Raw genomic sequence first — 15,717 nt, 5'->3', positions numbered from 1 at the left:
AAAGGACCTCCACACGTGTCCATGCCTTTCGGATATGCGTCCCCCGAGCAGATCATGCGGGACAAGGCCGACTACGCGCGCAAGGGCATCGCGCGGGGCCGGTCCGTCGTTACCCTGCAGTACGTGGACGGCATCCTGTTCGTCGCGCCCAACCCGTCGCGGGCGCTGCACAAGATCAGCGAGATCTACGACCGCATCGGGTTCGCGGCGGTGGGCCGCTACAACGAGTTCGAGGAGCTGCGGCTCGGCGGCATCCGCTACGCCGACGTCAACGGCTACACCTACGACCGCTCCGACGTGACGGGGCGCGGCCTGGCCAACCTGTACGCCTCCAACCTCGGCCGTATCTTCACCGAGTCGATCAAGTCGCTGGAGGTGGAGGTCGTCGTCGCCGAGGTGGGCGACACCAAGGAGGGCGACGCCATCTACCGGCTCACCTTCGACGGCTCCGTCTTCGACGAGCACGGCTTCGCCGCCATGGGCGGCCAGGCCGAGGCGGTCGCCACCCGGCTCAAGGAGCGCTACCGCGAGTCGATGTCGCTGGCCGACGCGCTGGAGGTGGCGCTGACGGCGCTGACCGAGCCGGGCGGGGAGCGGCCGCCGGTGGGGCAGCTCGAGGTGGCGGTGCTCGACCGCAACCGGGAGCACCGCAAGTTCCTGCGGCTGACGGGGGCCCGGCTGGAGCGGCTGCTCGCCCAGACCAGCAACCCGCCGTCGGCATCCGCCGCGCCGCCTGCCGCGCCGCCTCAGGCGTCCGGTGAGACGCCGCCGCCTACGGGGCCTGATGGGGATGTGGATGATGGGTCGTCGCCGCTTTAGGCGGGGGACGGGACGGTGAGGACGGGGATCGCTTCGGCGGTCCCCGTCGTCGTTGGTGGGGTTTCGCGCCCGGGGTCTCGCGGGCGGCGCTTGGTGTCTCGCTCGTCCGGTCGCGCGGGGTGCACGCGGTGGCGGTGCGTGGCGGGCGCACGCTGAGGCGGCGCGGTGGTGGCGGGGCAGTGGGGCGCACGCGATGGCGGCGCGCGATGGGCGCACGCGATGGGGGCGGGCGCGGCGGCGAGGCGTGGTGCCTGAGAGGGCGTGATGCGGTGCCCTGCGGGGGTGGGGCGTAGCGCCTGAGGCCGCGTGGTGTGGCGCCGTGAGGGCGTGCGGTGCGGCGCGTGGCACCCTGAGGCCGCGTGGTGGGGCGCCGTGGCGGCGTGCAGTGCGGCGCGTGGCGCCCTGAGGGGGTGCGGTGCGGTGCGGCGGCGCGGGTGGCGGCGTGCGGTGGCCCGATGCGGCCTATGAGGTGGCCGTGGTGCGGCAGGCGGTGTGATCGCGCACGAGGCCGTGTTGTGCGGTGGTTTGGCGCGTGGGGTGGTGTGTCGGGGTCGATGTGCCGAGTGTGACCTGTATCACTCGTGGCCGCCCGAACTCCACGCCCTGATCACGAATCTCATGATCCGTGAACACTCCTTTGCGTGGCCTGATCGCGGCAGGCGCAGCGACGGCCGTCATGCTCACCACCGGCGTGGCCGCCGAGGCCGCCACCGCGTTCCCCGAGTACAAGGCCCCGAAGATCTTCGGCACCACGTTCCAGGCCGACCCGGGGCACGACTTCACCAAGCGCATCCACTCCCGCCACAACGGCATCCTGCGCGGCTGGATCACCTACGTGCGGGGCGGTGTGGCCGAGTACGAGCCCATCAGGTGGAAGAAGGGCACCCACACGGAGGGCTACTTCGAGGGGCCGCCGGAGGGTGATGTGCGGGCTTATGCCTCGCCCATCGCCAAGGACGTGATCTTCCTGTCGGCGTACGGCTGCAAGACGGCCGGCACGGACCTGACGGTGAGCCGCAAGACGGGGCTGGGGGCCAAGCGGTGCTCCAGGACGACGCTGGTCAAGCGGCATGCCAAGGCCGGCCACCCGGCTCTGATCACCGTCCACAAGGGGAAGATCGTTCAGGTTCAGGAGATCTACACCCCCTGAAGGGAGCCACCGCGGCACCCGCGCCCAGTGGGGGCGGGCACGGGGGCCGAGGCGGGTGGCGAGACGGGTGGTAGGAGCGGGTGGCGAGAGCGGGGCAGAAGCGGGGCCGAGGCGGGTGGTAGGAGCCGAAGGGCTGAAGCGGGGCAGAAGTGGTCGTTCGCGGTGGCGGAGGGAAAACACCTGCGAAGATCTCTCCCGCTGGCCGATCCGTGGGCATAGTGTGAGGTGATGGATCGTCGCATCTTCGGGCTGGAGAACGAGTACGGCGTGACCTGCACGTTCAGGGGGCAGCGCAGGTTGTCCCCCGACGAGGTCGCGCGCTACCTGTTCCGGCGGGTCGTGTCCTGGGGCCGATCGAGCAACGTCTTCCTTCGCAACGGCGCGCGTCTGTATCTCGACGTGGGCAGCCATCCTGAGTACGCAACACCCGAATGTGACAACGTCATCGAGCTCGTCACCCACGACAAGGCGGGCGAGCGCATCCTAGAGGGCCTGCTCGTGGACGCCGAGAAGCGGCTGCGCGAAGAGGGCATCGCGGGTGACATCTACCTGTTCAAGAACAACACCGACTCGGCCGGCAACTCCTACGGCTGCCACGAGAACTACCTGGTCGGCAGGCACGGGGAGTTCGGGCGGCTGGCGGACGTGCTGATCCCGTTCCTGGTGACGCGGCAGATCGTGTGCGGGGCGGGCAAGGTGCTGCAGACGCCGCGCGGCGCCGTCTACTGCGTGTCGCAGCGGGCCGAGCACATCTGGGAGGGCGTCTCCAGCGCCACCACGCGAAGCCGTCCCATCATCAACACGCGCGACGAGCCGCACGCCGACGCCGAGCGGTTCCGCCGCCTGCACGTGATCGTGGGCGACTCGAACATGAGCGAGACCACGATGCTGCTCAAGGTCGGCGCGACCGACCTGGTGCTGCGCATGATCGAGTCGGGCACGGTCATGCGCGACCTGTCGCTGGAGAACCCGATCAGGGCCATCCGCGAGGTCTCCCACGACATGACGGGCCGGCGCCGGGTGCGGCTGGCCAACGGGCGCGAGGCGTCGAGCCTGGAGATCCAGCAGGAGTACCTGTCGAAGGCGAAGGACTTCGTCGACCGCCGCGGCGGCGACGAGATCGCGCACCGGGTGCTGGAGCTGTGGGAGCGCACGCTGACCGCCGTCGACACGGGCAACCTCGACCTGGTCGCGCGGGAGATCGACTGGGTGACGAAGTACCAGCTCATCGAGCGGTACCGGCGTAAGTACGACCTGCCGTTGTCCTCGCCGCGGGTGGCGCAGCTCGATCTGGCCTACCACGACGTGCATCGCAAGCGCGGCCTGTACTACCTGCTGCAGAAGCGCGGCTCGGTGGAGCGGGTGGCGTCCGACCTGAAGATCTTCGAGGCCAAGTCGGTGCCGCCGCAGACCACGCGGGCGCGGCTGCGTGGCGAGTTCATCCGCAAGGCGCAGGAGAAGCGGCGCGACTTCACCGTCGACTGGGTGCACCTGAAGCTGAACGACCAGGCGCAGCGGACGGTGCTGTGCAAGGACCCGTTCCGGAGCGTGGACGAGCGGGTGGACAAGCTGATCGCCGGTATGTGAGGCGAGGCGAGGAGCCAGGGGGTACGGGCCGCGGGCCGCCGTCAGGGTGGGCCGCGGCCGGGCAAGGCGGAACGTGGCCGCCGTCAGGGGCGGCCTCGGCCTGGTGGCGTGCAACACGGCCGCTGGAGGAGCGGCTGCGGCGGGGTAGTGCGGAACGTGGCCGCCGGAAGAGTGAACGCGGCCGGGTGGCGCGGAACGTGGGGATCCGTTTACCCCGGCCCTACCGGGGCGTCGGGTAGTGTGGCGCGAATCTGACGTCTTTTCCGAGGGAAATCCATGCGCCGCGCTCTGGCCGTACTGGCCGCCGTGCCATTGACCTTGTTCGCCGCAGCCTGCGGCTCCGACGGCGGCGCCAACCCGGGCACCGCCGCCTCCGCGACCACCTCCGCCTCCGCCTCGGCCCCCGTGGCCGGGGCGCCGTCGGGGGTCAAGGTCGCCGGGAACGTGGGCGCCAAGCCCACGGTGACCTTCCCGTCCGGCTCGCCCGCCACGAAGTCGTCGTACGAGGTGATCCAGGCGGGCGACGGCGACGGCGTCAAGGCGGGCGACCGGGTGATCGTCAACCTGACCGTCTACAACTGGGACGGCAAGGGCAACGCCGTGCAGGGCTCCTCCTACGACACCAAGGCGCCGGAGACGATCGCCGTCAACGAGCAGTTGCCGCAGGTGCTGCAGGAGGGCTTGACCAAGGTCAAGCACGGCGGCAGGCTGCTGGCGGTGCTGGCCAACGACTCCGTCGCCCAGCAGCAGACGACGCCCGCCGAGCCGACCAAGGTGTTCGTGTTCGACGTGGTCGGCACCCAGCCCGCGGCGCTGAAGGCGGCGACCGGCAAGGAGACGGGCGAGTCGATCAAGGGTGTCGAGGTGGTGAACCCGGGCGGCGAGAAGGCGCCCACGCTGACCACGAAGACCAGCGAGAAGCCGTCCAAGGACCTGGTCGTCAAGACGATCATCCAGGGCACCGGCGCGAAGGCGAAGGCCAGCCAGACGCTCGTCGTGCACTACACCGGCAAGATCTGGGGCACCGACCAGCAGTTCGACTCGAGCTGGGAGCGGGGCCAGCCGGCCGAGTTCCCGCTCGCGCAGGTGATCCAGGGCTGGCAGAAGGGCCTGGACGGGGTTCCGGTCGGCAGCCGCGTGGTGATGAGCATCCCGCCGGACCTCGGGTACGGCGCGCAGGCGCAGCAGGGCATCCCCGCCAACAGCACGCTGGTGTTCGTGGTGGACGTCCTGGCCGCCTACTGACAGCGAGACGGACGGGCTGCTCACTGACGGACGGACGGGCGGGTCGCTTGCTGACGGCCGGACGGAGACGAGTTGCGTGCTGACGGCCGGACGGAGACGAGTTGCGTGCTGACGGCCGGACGGAGACGAGTTGCGTGCTGACGGCCGGACGGGCGGTTGCTTGCTGACGGACGGTCCGGTGGCGCGGTAGCATCGCGAGCCCGGCGGCGCGCCCCCGAGGCGGGCGCCGCCGGGCCGTTCCGTGCTGGGAGGACCCCGATGCGCCGTGCCGCCGCGTCACTGCCGCTGGCGCCCCTGCTGGTGACGTCCCTGCTGCTGACGTCCCTGCTGGCGGCGGGCTGCACGAGTGAGGCCGCCGGCGACCTGGACCTGGAGGTGGGCGGCGCGTTCGGCGCCCGCCCGACGATCCACTTCCCCGACGGCAAGCCGGTGGCCGGGCTGCAGGTGGACGAGCTGGCCACGGGCAAGGGCGAGCGGCTCGGCGACGGCGACGTGGCGATCGTCCAGTACACCGCGCACGTGTGGGACGGCCGGGACAACCGCCTGGTCGACTCCAGTTTCAACCGCGGCACCCCGGCGGCGTTCCCGGTGGGCGAGCTGCTGCCCGGCCTGGAGCGGGCGCTGAAGGGCCGCACGGTGGGCAGCCGGGTGATCGCCGCGATCCCGCCGGGGGACGGGTTCGGCGCGAACCCGCCGCAGGGCGTGGCCGCGGGCGAGGAGCTGTTCTACGTCGTGGACATCCTCGGCGCGCACCGCAAGGGCGCCTCGGTGGAGTCGGCGGCCGGCACGCTGGCCGGGGTCAGGGTGGGCGGCGGCGCCAGGCCCGCGCTGGCGGTGCCCGCGGGCCCGCCGCCGGCGAAGTTCTCGGCGAAGGTGCTGTCCAAGGGCGATGGACGGGTGGTGCGGGCGGGGCAGCTCGTGGTCACCCAGTACGAGGCGGCCGTCTGGAGCCGCCGCCGGATCTTCGACGCCACCTGGGCGGGCGGCGGGCCGAAGGCGTTCAAGCTGGGCGACGGCAGCGTGATCAGGGCGTGGGACAAGGCCCTGTCGGGGGTGCCGGTCGGCAGCCGGGTGCTGATGATCGTGCCGCCCGCCGACGGGTACGGCCGGGCGGGCAACCCCGCGTACGGGATCAAGGGCTCTGACACGCTCGTGTTCGTCGTGGATCTTCTCGCCGCCTACTAGGGCGGGGCGGGCTCGTAGACTCCCGCTGTGAGTAGCGACGACCTCGAGGCGCTGGCCCTGTTGCACGATCCCGTCCGCCGCAGCCTGTACGACGTCGTCGCCTCCCGGGGCGGGGACGTCGGCCGGGGGGAGGCCGCGGAGGCGGCGGGCGTGTCCAGGACGCTGGCCGGGCACCATCTCGACAAGCTGGTGGAGGCGGGCCTGCTGGAGAGCGGGTTCCGTCAGCAGGAGAAGAAGGGGCCGGGCAGCGGCCGGCCGGCGAAGGTGTACCGCAGGGCCAAGGGCGAGCGGTCGGTGAGCCTGCCGCCGCGCGACTACGTGACGCTCGCCTCGGTGCTGGCGGACGTGGTGGAGGTGCTCGGCGCCGAGGAGCGGGCCGAGGAGGTGGCGCGGGGCGCGGGCGCCAGGCTCGCCAGGGGGCATCGGGGCGAGCCGGTGGAGCGGGTGCTGAGCGAGCGCGGCTACGAGCCGTACGCGGAGGGCGGCCGGCTGCGGCTGCGCAACTGCCCGTTCCACGTGCTGGCCGAGGAGCAGCCGCTGCTGGTGTGCTCGATGAACCTGGCGCTGTGCCGGGGGCTGCTGGAGGGCCTCGGCGACGATCCGGACAGGGCCGTGCTGGATCCGCGGCCGGGGGAGTGCTGCGTCTCCCTGGAACGAACCGATCCTCTAAAGCAAACGGATATTGACATAGAGGACGCGTGATGGTGTGCTGGCTCCCATGAACCTGGCTCCCACGAACCCGCCCGCCATGCATCTCGCCGAGCTCAACATCGCCCACCTGCGCGCCCCCGCCGACAGCCCCGAGCTGGCCGAATTCATCGCCCTGCTGGAGCCCGTCAACGCCGTCGCCGACACGGCACCGGGGTTCGTGTGGCGGCTGAAGGAGAGCGAGAGCGACCCCACCGCCCTCGTCGTGCACGACTACGGCGACCACCTGGTCACGAACTTCTCGGTGTGGGAGTCGCTGGAGTCGCTGTGGAACTACGCCTACCGCAGCGAGCACCTGGCCGTGCTGCGGCGGCGCAGGGAGTGGTTCCTGCGCATGGCGGAGCCGTACATGGTGATGTGGTGGGTGCCCGCCGGTGAGATCCCCACGCTGGCCGAGGGCATGCGGCGGCTGGAACGCCTCAGGAGCGAGGGGCCGGGCCCCGAGGCGTTCACGTTCAAGGACGCCTACGACAGCAGCGAGGCCGTCAGCCTGCCCGCCGCCGCCGCGGCCAGGAAGTAGGCCAGGTCCTCCTCCAGGCTCCTGCCCATCGTCGACAACCTGACCGGCGAGGTCTCCAGGGCCTCGCGCAGGCCGTCCACCGGGACGGGCACCAGGCGGTGCCGTACGGCCAGCAGCTCGGCCTGGTCCCTGACCCGCACCCCGAACTCGCCCGGCAGCTCAGGCACCGGCACCTGCGCGGGCGACAGCGCGACCCGGCCGTAGGCGGTCAGCGAGTGGTGCGAGACGCCGTAGTGGCGCTCGCGCAGGTCGCCCTCGCTGACCCGCAGCGACGCCACCGGCAGCCCGCGCAGCACGCCCGCCGCGTTGACCGCCTCGCCCGCCGCCACCCCCGAGAAGCCCCAGCGGGTGCCCGTGCCCAGGTTGCCCGGCCCCTGCGTGACGACCGCCACGTCCGCCTCCAGCACGTGCCTGGCCGCCAGCAGCCCCGTGTGCACGGTGACCGCCTCCAGGTCGCCGCCGAACGACTGGCCGACCGTCACCACGCCCGCCAGCCAGCCCTCCTCCCGCAGCCGGGCCGCGGCCATCGAGAACCACACGGGCAGCGCGCCGCCGTCCTGCATCACGTACGCCACCCGCACGCCCTGCCTGGCGGCGTACAGACCGCACAGGATCGGCGCCAGCGCGGAGTGCAGATCCGCCACGATCACCGGCATGCCGTCGAGCGAGTCCGCCTCCCGCAACCTGGCGTGATGCGGGGAATCCTGCTCGTCGGCGCCCTGCACCGTGGCCTGCAACGGGGTGTACCTGGCCTTCACCAGGTGGCCCGGCCCCTGAGGATCTTCCGGCAAACGGTTCGGGACGGCCACCACCATGGCGTAACCTCCCGTACCGAGACCCATCGCGAGCGCGGTCGTGTTGAGCAGCACCTCATCGCCGGGTTCCGGGCGGCCCACCAACGGTGGATACGCCAGCGCCCGGCACTCCCCCTCGGGGACGGTGACGTCCAGCTCCACCGCTCCCGGCCACTCGCGTCGGATCCGTACGACCTCGCCCTTGCGCCATCTGATCACGGGGGCAGGGTAGCGTCGATGAAGGACAGGAGTGAGGCAGATGTCGCGCCGGAAGACAGAACGGTTGCTCAATCTGGTGATCTGCCTGCTCGCCACCCGGCGCCCGCTGTCGGCCGAGCAGATCCGCCAGGCCGTCCCCGGTTACGACCGCGACGGCGATGAGGCGTTCCAGCGCATGTTCGAGCGGGACAAGAACGAGTTGCGGGAGATCGGCATCCCGATCGACGTGGTGCGCGACCCGTGGGAGGACGAGCCGGGCTACCGGATCGAGCGGGAGTCGTACGAGCTGCCGGAGATCACCCTTGAGCCCGACGAGGCGGCGGTGCTGGGCCTGGCCGCCCAGGTGTGGCAGCGCGCCAGCCTGGCCGAGGCCGCCTCGGGGGCGCTGCTGAAGCTGCGCGCGGGCGGCGTGGCCACCGACCAGCCGGTCGGCACCGGCGCGCTGGAGCTGCGCGTCGACACCCGCGACCCGGCCTTCCCCGCCCTGTGGGACGCCGTGCGCGACCGGCGCGTGGTCCGCTTCGACTACCGCGGCGCCGGCAGCGAGAGCGTGCGCAGCCGCACCGTGGAGCCGTGGGGCGTGGTCAGCCGGCGCGGGCGCTGGTACCTGGCCGGGTACGATCGCGACAGGGACGCGCCGCGCGCCTTCCGGCTCAGCCGCATCGCCGGCCAGGTCGCCGCGGTCGGCAAGCCGGGCGCCGTCGAGGTACCCGAGGGCGTCGACCTGCGGGCCATGGTCGGCTTCCCCGACGAGACGACCGACGAGCGGGTCGCCGTGGTCCGCGTGCGCCAGGGGGCGTGCGAGGGGCTGCGGCAGCTCGCCAGGGCCGTGCACCCCGGCACCGGCGGGTGGGACGAGGCCGAGCTGGCCTTCACCGACCCCGAGCGGCTGGCCGGGTGGATGGCCAGCCTCGGCGCCGACGTCGAGGTCGTCGAGCCGCCGGACGCCCGCGAGGCCGTCATCAGGCGTTTGAAGGGGGCGATGGCATGAAGGGGGCAGGGGTATGAAGGGCGCAGGGGCATGAGCGGGTCGGCTGACAGGCTGCCGAGGTTGCTGGCGCTGGTGCCGTACCTGATGTCCCATCCTGGGGCGCAGGTCGGCGAGGTGGCCGGGGTGTTCGGGCTGAGCGAGAAGCAGCTCATCGACGACCTGCAGCTCGTCTGGATGTGCGGGCTGCCGGGCCACACCCCCGGCGACCTCATCGACGTGTCCTGGGACGGCGGCGAGATCCTCATCGACAACGCCGACACCATCGCCAGGCCGCTGCGGCTCGGCATCGACGAGGCCAGCGCGCTGCTGGTGGCGCTGCGCATGCTGGCCGCCACCCCCGAGCTGGCCCTGCCGGTCACCGGGGTGCCGGGCGACGCGCTGCCGCGCGTGACGGCCAAGCTGGAGCGGGCCGCCGGTGAGGGCGCCGCGACCGTCAGCACCCAGGTCGCCGTGGACGTGGAGGCCGCGCCCGACGCGCTGCCCCGGGTGCGCGAGGGCCTGACCAGGGGCAGGCGGCTGTCGCTGCGCTACTACGTGCAGGGCCGCGACGAGGTGACGCCGCGCGAGGTCGACCCGATGCGGGTCGTGGTCGTCGACGGCCGCGCCTACCTGGAGGGCTGGTGCTACCGGGCGGAGGCGATGCGGCTGTTCCGGCTGGACCGGGTGCTCGGCGTGGACGTGCTCGACGTGCCCGCCGACCCGCCCGCCGAGGCCGAGCCGCGTGACGTGACCGCCGGCGTGTTCCGGCCGTCGCCGACCGACGAGCTGGTCGAGCTGGAGCTGAGCGCGGCCGGGCGGTGGGTGGCCGAGTACTACCCGTGCGAGCAGGTCACCGAGCTGGGCGAGGGGCGGCTGCGGGTGGCGCTGCGGGCCCGCGACGAGGACTGGATACTGAAGCTGGCGCTGCGCCTGGGCGACACCGGCCGGGTCGTCTCGCCGCCGGACATGGCCGAGACCGTCCGCCAGGAGGCCGAGCGCGCCCTGGCCCTGTACGCTCACCACTCATGAGCTGGATCTTCCTTTCAGCAGGGCTGGGCGTGGCGGGGCTGGTGGTGCTCGGCATCGCCGGTGCCCGGGTCGTCGCCGCGGCACGTACTCTGAAGAGGGAAATCGCCGCGGCGCATGCCCAGCTTGAGCCAAGGCGGGCCAGATTGGCGGGCCAGGGGGATGAGACCACGCCCCAGGCAGCGTACGATCGTGGCTGAAACAGGCACTCGCTCACAAAAGGACGTTTCATGCCGAACCTCGGAGTTCCTGAACTTCTGATCATCGCACTCGTTCTCGTGCTGCTGTTCGGGGCGAAGAAGCTGCCTGAGATGGCCCGGGGCGTCGGCCGGTCGCTGCGCATCTTCAAGTCCGAGACCGCCAAGCTGCGCGACGACGACGACGCGGACACCACGCACCACGTCCAGGCCCAGACCGTTCAGGCCCAGCCGCAGGCCCCCGCGCAGCCGCAGCCCGCGCCCGTGCAGCCGCAGCAGATCCCGGCCACCCCGGCTCCGGTGCTGTCGGCCGAGGAGCAGGCCCGCCAGCTCGAGGAGCAGGCCGCCAGGCTGCGCGCCAGTGCCGCCACGCAGGCCGACAAGCAGGCCTGATCCCCCCGTCCCTCCTCGTCACCTGGACTGCTAGATGGCGCTGCTGAAACGGTCGAGCAACACGGCTCCCGACCCCGAGGGTCGCATGCCGCTGATGGAGCACCTGCGGGAGCTGCGTAACCGCCTGGTCGTCGCCATGGCCGCGGTGCTCGTCGGCATCGTCGTGGGCTTCATCTTCTTCGACCCGGTGTGGGCGTTCATCAAGGAGCCCTTCTGCGAGACGCCGCAGGCCGGTCAGCTCCGGCCGGGCGAGTGCACGCTCATCTTCGGCGGCATCTTCCAGTCGTTCTTCCTGACGCTGAAGGTCTCGGCGCTGGTCGGCATCGTCGTGTCCTCACCGGTCTGGCTCTACCAGATCTGGGCGTTCGTCACGCCCGCGCTCTACCGCAACGAGAAGCGCTACTCCTTCACCTTCCTGGGGCTGGCGGTCCCGCTGTTCCTGCTCGGCACCGCGCTGGCGTACTTCATCATGGACACCAGTCTGGCGATCCTGCTGGGGTTCGCGCCGAGCGACACCGTCGCGGCCATCCAGATCGACGAGTACGTCAGCTACGTGCTGATCATGCTGGTCATCTTCGGTGTGTCGTTCGAGCTGCCGCTGCTGCTGGTGTTTCTGAACATCATCGGGGTCCTGCCCCACGCCACGGTCAAGAAGCACCGCCGCACCGTCATCTTCGTGATGTTCATCTTCGGGGCGGTCATCACGCCCGGTGGCGACCCGCTGACGATGATGGCGCTGGCCGCGCCGATGGTGCTGCTCTACTTCCTGGCCGAGGGCTTCATGTACCTGCGTGAGAAGCGCCTGCCGAACACCGAGGACTTCTCCCACCTGTCCGACGACGAGGCCTCGCCGCTGATCGAGGACACCGCCTCCACCGACGACGCCACGCCGCTCGACGAGGAGCCGCCCGCACCGGACAAGCGTTAAGAGGCATTCCGGTCGGAGCCGTCAGGCGATACATTCCGGGCGTGTCCTCCTCCCCGCAACTGGCCCTGCTCGTCAACCCCGCCGCCCGCGGCGGGCGTGCGCTGCGCCTGCTCGAACCCGTGGCGCGCCGGCTGCGCGCCGGAGGGGCCGAGCTCACCGTGATCGTCGGCGACGACGCCACCGACGCGCTGGAACGTGCCTGCACCGCCGTGTCCGAGCGCCCCGACGCGCTCGTCGCCTTCGGCGGCGACGGCCTCGTCCACCTGGCCGTGCAGGCGGTCGCCGGCACCGACGTGCCGCTCGGCATCATCCCCGCGGGCACCGGCAACGACTTCGCCGCCGCGCTCGGCCTGCCCCGCCACGACCTCGTGGCCGCCGCCGCGACCGTACTGCGCGCGAAGACCCGGGTCGTGGACGCCGCCCGCATCCGCGCGGGCGCCGGCGAGGAACTGTTCGCCGGGGTGGCGTGCTGCGGGTTCGACTCCCGCGTCAACGAGCGGGCCAACCGCCTCACCTGGCCGCCAGGCACGGCCCGCTATCTGGTGGCCACCGCCAGGGAGCTGCGCTCGTTCCGGCCCGTGCCCTTCCGTCTCACGCTGGACGAGGACGAGGTGATCGAGCGGGAGGCCATGCTGGTGGCGGTGGCCAACACGCGCTCGTACGGGGCGGGGATGCGGGTCTGCCCGGACGCCAGGCCCGACGACGGGCTGCTCGACGTGGTGATGATCGGGGCCCTGTCCAAGGGCGAGTTCCTGCGGGTGTTCCCCGGCGTGTACCGGGGCAGGCACGTGACGCACCCGGCGGTGTCGGTGCGGCGGGTGCGCAGCGTGCGGGTGGAGGCGGAGGACCTGGTGGCCTACGCCGACGGCGAACGGGTGGGGGCCGTGCCGGTGCACTGCGAGGTGCGTCCGGGGGCGCTGCGCGTCATCGTCTGAAATCTACATTGTAAAGGCGCCTGGCCGGGGCCTCCCCGCCCGGCCGGAAGGAACGGGCGGCGGGCCGGAATGGGCGGGACGGACCGGAATGGCGATTTCGGTAGGCTGGCGGGTATGACAACGCCAGCGGAACGCTACGCGGCCTTCCGTCAGAAGCACGGGGACGACGGGGCCGCTCTCAGATCGTTCCGAGGTCTCTACGACTTCGAGCTGGACGACTTCCAGCTTGACGCCTGCCGGGCCCTGGAGGCCGGTGACGGGGTGCTGGTGGCGGCGCCCACGGGCTCGGGCAAGACGGTCGTCGGGGAGTTCGCCGTCCATCTGGCCCTGGAGCAGGGCCGCAAGTGCTTCTACACCACGCCGATCAAGGCATTGTCCAACCAGAAGTACAACGACCTGGTCAAGCGGTACGGCACCGCCAAGGTCGGCCTGCTGACGGGCGACAACAGCGTCAACGGCGAGGCGCCCATCGTGGTCATGACGACCGAGGTGCTGCGCAACATGCTCTACGCCGGCTCGGCGACGCTGGCCGGGCTGGGCTTCGCCGTGATGGACGAGGTGCACTACCTGGCAGACCGGTTCAGGGGCGCGGTGTGGGAGGAGGTCATCATCCACCTGCCCGACTCGGTGCGGCTGGTCGCGCTGTCGGCGACGGTCAGCAACGCCGAGGAGTTCGGCGAGTGGATGGGCGAGGTGCGCGGCGACACGACGGTGATCGTGGACGAGCACCGGCCGGTGCCGCTGTGGCAGCACATGATGGTCGGCAACCGCATCTACGACCTGTTCATGACCGACGACCTGACGCCGCGCATCAACCCGACGCTGATGCGGGTGACGCGGGACGCCGAGCGGCTGACGTCGGGCCGGGGCAGGCGCGGTTACGGCCGGCCGCAACGCTCGCGCCCGCCGGACCGGGTGCAGGTGATCGAGAAGCTCGACTCCGAGGGGCTGCTGCCCGCGATCACGTTCATCTTCTCGCGGGCGGGCTGTGAGGCGGCGGTCAAGCAGTGCCTGTACGCGGGCATCAGGCTGACCAGCGACCGCGAGCGGCACGAGATCAGGCAGCTCGTGGACGAGCGCACCGCGCACCTGCCCGACGAGGACCTGGCGGTGCTGGGCTACCTGGAGTGGCGCGACTGCCTGGAGCGGGGGCTGGCGGCGCACCACGCGGGCATGCTGCCGGCCTTCAAGGAGGTCGTGGAGGAGCTGTTCACGCGCGGGCTGGTCAAGGCGGTGTTCGCGACCGAGACGCTGGCGCTGGGCATCAACATGCCGGCCCGCAGCGTGGTGATCGAGAAGCTCGACAAGTGGAACGGCGAGACGCACGCCGACCTGACGCCGGGGGAGTACACCCAGCTCACCGGCCGGGCCGGGCGGCGCGGCATCGACGTCGAGGGGCACGCGGTGGTGCTGTGGCAGCCGGGCATGGACCCGCTGTCGGTGGCGGGGCTGGCGGGCACCCGTACGTATCCGCTGCGCTCCAGCTTCCAGCCGTCGTACAACATGGCGGTCAATCTGGTCGGCCAGTTCGGCCGGGAACGCGCCAGGACGCTGCTGGAGGAGTCGTTCGCGCAGTTCCAGGCCGATCGCGCGGTCGTCGGGCTGGCCAAGCAGCTGCGCAAGCACGAGGAGGCGCTGGAGGGCTACCAGGAGGCGATGACGTGCCACCTGGGCGACTTCCCCGAGTACGCGGCGCTGCGGCGGCGCCTGTCGGACCGGGAGGCGGAGCTGTCGCGCGAGCGGGGCTCCGCGCGCCGGGCGGCGGCGGTGCGGTCGCTGGAGGCGCTGCAGCCGGGTGACGTGATCCGGGTGCCGGGCGGGCGCAGGGCGGGGCTGGCGATCGTGCTGGACCCGGGACGCAACCCGCGCGGCACCGGGCCGAGCCCGCTGGTGCTGACGATCGGCAAGCAGATCAAGAAGCTCGACCCGGCCGACTTCCCCGTGCCGGTGGAGCCGCTGGAGAAGCTGCGCATCCCGAAGAACTTCAACGGCCGCTCGCCGAAGGAGCGCGCCAACCTGGTCTCCACGCTGCTGGCCAAGATCGGTGACCGCGATCTGGGCAAGCCGGTCAGGGCGCGCGACCACACGGTGGAGGACGACGAGGTCAACGAGCTGCGGCGGCGCATCCGGCAGCACCCGTGCCACGGCTGCGACGAGCGCGAGGACCACGCGCGCTGGGCGGAGCGGTACTACAAGCTGCTGCGGGAGACCGAGGGGCTGCGGCGCAGGGTCGAGGGGCGTTCGCACGTCATCTCGCGCACGTTCGACCGCATCTGCTCGGTGCTGGAGCAGCTCGGCTACCTCGACGGCGAGGCGGTCACCGACGAGGGGCGGCGGCTCGGCCGCCTCTACACGGAGCTGGACCTGCTGACGGCGGAGTCGCTGCGCAAGGGGCTGTGGGAGGAGCTGGACCCGGCGGAGCTGGCGGCGTGCGTGTCGGCGCTGGTGTTCGAGTCGCGGGCGTCCGACGACACCCGCCGCCCGAAGATCCCGGCGGGGCGGGCGCAGGACGCGCTGTCGGCGATGATCCGGCTGTGGGGGGAGCTGGAGGGCATCGAGTCCGACCACGGCCTGTCCACGATCAGGGAGCCGGATCTGGGGTTCGCGTGGGCGGCGTTCCGGTGGACGAAGGGGCACAGCCTCGACGCGGTGCTCATGGAGGGCGTCAACGGCAACGAGCTGGCGGCCGGTGACTTCGTCCGGTGGATCAAGCAGCTCATGGACCTGCTCGGCCAGCTCGGGAACGCGGCGCCGCCCGGCAGCAAGATCAAGCAGACCGCGGTGAAGGCGATGGACGCGATGCGGCGGGGTGTGGTGGCGTACTCGTCGCTGACCTGACCCCCGCCCCCGCAGGAGATGCTCTTGAGAACCGGTTCTCAAGAGCATCTTTTGCTTCACGGTGGCGTGGCCCTTGCCGCTTTACCTGTCGCCGGCGACTTTACGTCTTCGCCGCCATCGCCTTTCCGGCCTGGTTTTGCCAGTCAAGACTGTTTGAAATCAACGAATATCTGCTGATTTATCGCATTTAGGGTGCTAGCGTC

15 protein-coding genes are annotated in these 15,717 nt (G+C 71.5%); 14 read left to right on the top strand and 1 reads right to left on the bottom strand.

Going from position 1 to position 15,717, the window contains the following annotated elements:
• Positions 1–21 precede the first annotated feature (21 nt).
• From prcA to ABD331_RS15990, 7 genes are all read left to right on the top strand, one after another.
• On the top strand, positions 22–819 hold the full coding sequence (gene prcA / locus ABD331_RS16020) for a proteasome subunit alpha (protein ID WP_344475753.1): 798 nt from the start codon (positions 22–24) through the stop codon (positions 817–819).
• A 625-nt stretch (positions 820–1,444) separates the two neighbouring features.
• On the top strand, positions 1,445–1,969 hold the full coding sequence (locus ABD331_RS16015; protein WP_344475281.1) for a hypothetical protein: 525 nt from the start codon (positions 1,445–1,447) through the stop codon (positions 1,967–1,969).
• 228 nt (positions 1,970–2,197) lie between these two features.
• Entirely contained in the window at positions 2,198–3,556 is a 1,359-nt protein-coding gene (pafA, locus tag ABD331_RS16010) for a Pup--protein ligase (RefSeq protein WP_344475279.1), read from the top strand.
• A gap of 276 nt (positions 3,557–3,832) precedes the next feature.
• Positions 3,833–4,801: an FKBP-type peptidyl-prolyl cis-trans isomerase gene (locus tag ABD331_RS16005; protein ID WP_344475277.1), complete on the top strand. Its 969-nt coding sequence runs from the start codon at positions 3,833–3,835 to the stop codon at positions 4,799–4,801.
• 258 nt (positions 4,802–5,059) lie between these two features.
• Positions 5,060–5,986, top strand: coding sequence for an FKBP-type peptidyl-prolyl cis-trans isomerase (locus tag ABD331_RS16000; protein ID WP_344475275.1), 927 nt, complete (start codon positions 5,060–5,062; stop codon positions 5,984–5,986).
• 27 nt (positions 5,987–6,013) lie between these two features.
• Positions 6,014–6,688, top strand: coding sequence for a helix-turn-helix transcriptional regulator (locus tag ABD331_RS15995; protein ID WP_344475273.1), 675 nt, complete (start codon positions 6,014–6,016; stop codon positions 6,686–6,688).
• 16 nt (positions 6,689–6,704) lie between these two features.
• Positions 6,705–7,214: a DUF3291 domain-containing protein gene (locus ABD331_RS15990; RefSeq protein ID WP_344475271.1), complete on the top strand. Its 510-nt coding sequence runs from the start codon at positions 6,705–6,707 to the stop codon at positions 7,212–7,214.
• Here ABD331_RS15990 and ABD331_RS15985 read toward each other — a convergent pair.
• Positions 7,160–8,227: a DUF3866 family protein gene (locus ABD331_RS15985; RefSeq protein WP_344475269.1), complete on the bottom strand. Its 1,068-nt coding sequence runs from the start codon at positions 8,225–8,227 to the stop codon at positions 7,160–7,162. The two genes, ABD331_RS15990 and ABD331_RS15985, sit on opposite strands and share 55 nt — an antisense overlap.
• A gap of 40 nt (positions 8,228–8,267) precedes the next feature.
• Between ABD331_RS15985 and ABD331_RS15980 the strand changes: the two genes are divergently transcribed.
• The 7 genes from ABD331_RS15980 (at position 8,268) to ABD331_RS15950 (ending at position 15,514) form a co-directional block, all read left to right on the top strand.
• Positions 8,268–9,218, top strand: coding sequence for a helix-turn-helix transcriptional regulator (locus ABD331_RS15980; RefSeq protein WP_344475267.1), 951 nt, complete (start codon positions 8,268–8,270; stop codon positions 9,216–9,218).
• A 30-nt stretch (positions 9,219–9,248) separates the two neighbouring features.
• Positions 9,249–10,226: a helix-turn-helix transcriptional regulator gene (locus ABD331_RS15975; RefSeq protein WP_344475265.1), complete on the top strand. Its 978-nt coding sequence runs from the start codon at positions 9,249–9,251 to the stop codon at positions 10,224–10,226.
• The gene (locus ABD331_RS15970) at positions 10,223–10,423 is read left to right on the top strand and encodes a hypothetical protein (protein ID WP_148432801.1); all 201 of its coding nucleotides are present in this window, start codon (positions 10,223–10,225) and stop codon (positions 10,421–10,423) included. The genes ABD331_RS15975 and ABD331_RS15970 overlap by 4 nt, the downstream gene beginning before the upstream one ends.
• Positions 10,424–10,453: 30 nt before the next feature.
• Positions 10,454–10,813 carry a Sec-independent protein translocase subunit TatA gene (tatA, locus tag ABD331_RS15965; RefSeq protein ID WP_344475262.1) on the top strand — a complete coding sequence of 120 codons (360 nt, stop codon included), beginning with the start codon at positions 10,454–10,456 and terminating at the stop codon, positions 10,811–10,813.
• Positions 10,814–10,847: 34 nt separating this feature from the next.
• A complete protein-coding gene (gene tatC, locus ABD331_RS15960; RefSeq protein WP_344475260.1) occupies positions 10,848–11,741 on the top strand; it encodes a twin-arginine translocase subunit TatC in 894 nt (297 codons plus the stop codon).
• A 41-nt stretch (positions 11,742–11,782) separates the two neighbouring features.
• The gene (locus tag ABD331_RS15955) at positions 11,783–12,676 is read left to right on the top strand and encodes a diacylglycerol/lipid kinase family protein (RefSeq protein ID WP_344475258.1); all 894 of its coding nucleotides are present in this window, start codon (positions 11,783–11,785) and stop codon (positions 12,674–12,676) included.
• Positions 12,677–12,790: 114 nt separating this feature from the next.
• Positions 12,791–15,514, top strand: coding sequence for a DEAD/DEAH box helicase (locus tag ABD331_RS15950; RefSeq protein WP_344475256.1), 2,724 nt, complete (start codon positions 12,791–12,793; stop codon positions 15,512–15,514).
• Positions 15,515–15,717 lie beyond the last annotated feature (203 nt).

It is taken from the genome of Nonomuraea monospora (assembly GCF_039531895.1).
GTDB lineage: Bacteria > Actinomycetota > Actinomycetes > Streptosporangiales > Streptosporangiaceae > Nonomuraea > Nonomuraea monospora.
Note: the sequence above shows the minus strand (reverse complement) of the source record. Positions and strands in the feature narration are given on the sequence as shown.

Bases quoted from the DNA above. Each gene is read 5' to 3' on its own strand.
- ABD331_RS15990 (WP_344475271.1), top strand. From the start codon at position 6,705: ATGAACCTGGCTCCCACGAACCCGCCCGCCATGCATCTCGCCGAGCTC.
- ABD331_RS16005 (WP_344475277.1), top strand. From the start codon at position 3,833: ATGCGCCGCGCTCTGGCCGTACTGGCCGCCGTGCCATTGACCTTGTTC.
- ABD331_RS16000 (WP_344475275.1), top strand. From the start codon at position 5,060: ATGCGCCGTGCCGCCGCGTCACTGCCGCTGGCGCCCCTGCTGGTGACG.
- tatA (WP_344475262.1), top strand. From the start codon at position 10,454: ATGCCGAACCTCGGAGTTCCTGAACTTCTGATCATCGCACTCGTTCTC.
- ABD331_RS15975 (WP_344475265.1), top strand. From the start codon at position 9,249: ATGAGCGGGTCGGCTGACAGGCTGCCGAGGTTGCTGGCGCTGGTGCCG.
- ABD331_RS15970 (WP_148432801.1), top strand. From the start codon at position 10,223: ATGAGCTGGATCTTCCTTTCAGCAGGGCTGGGCGTGGCGGGGCTGGTG.
- prcA (WP_344475753.1), top strand. From the start codon at position 22: ATGCCTTTCGGATATGCGTCCCCCGAGCAGATCATGCGGGACAAGGCC.
- ABD331_RS15980 (WP_344475267.1), top strand. From the start codon at position 8,268: ATGTCGCGCCGGAAGACAGAACGGTTGCTCAATCTGGTGATCTGCCTG.
- pafA (WP_344475279.1), top strand. From the start codon at position 2,198: ATGGATCGTCGCATCTTCGGGCTGGAGAACGAGTACGGCGTGACCTGC.
- ABD331_RS15950 (WP_344475256.1), top strand. From the start codon at position 12,791: ATGACAACGCCAGCGGAACGCTACGCGGCCTTCCGTCAGAAGCACGGG.
- tatC (WP_344475260.1), top strand. From the start codon at position 10,848: ATGGCGCTGCTGAAACGGTCGAGCAACACGGCTCCCGACCCCGAGGGT.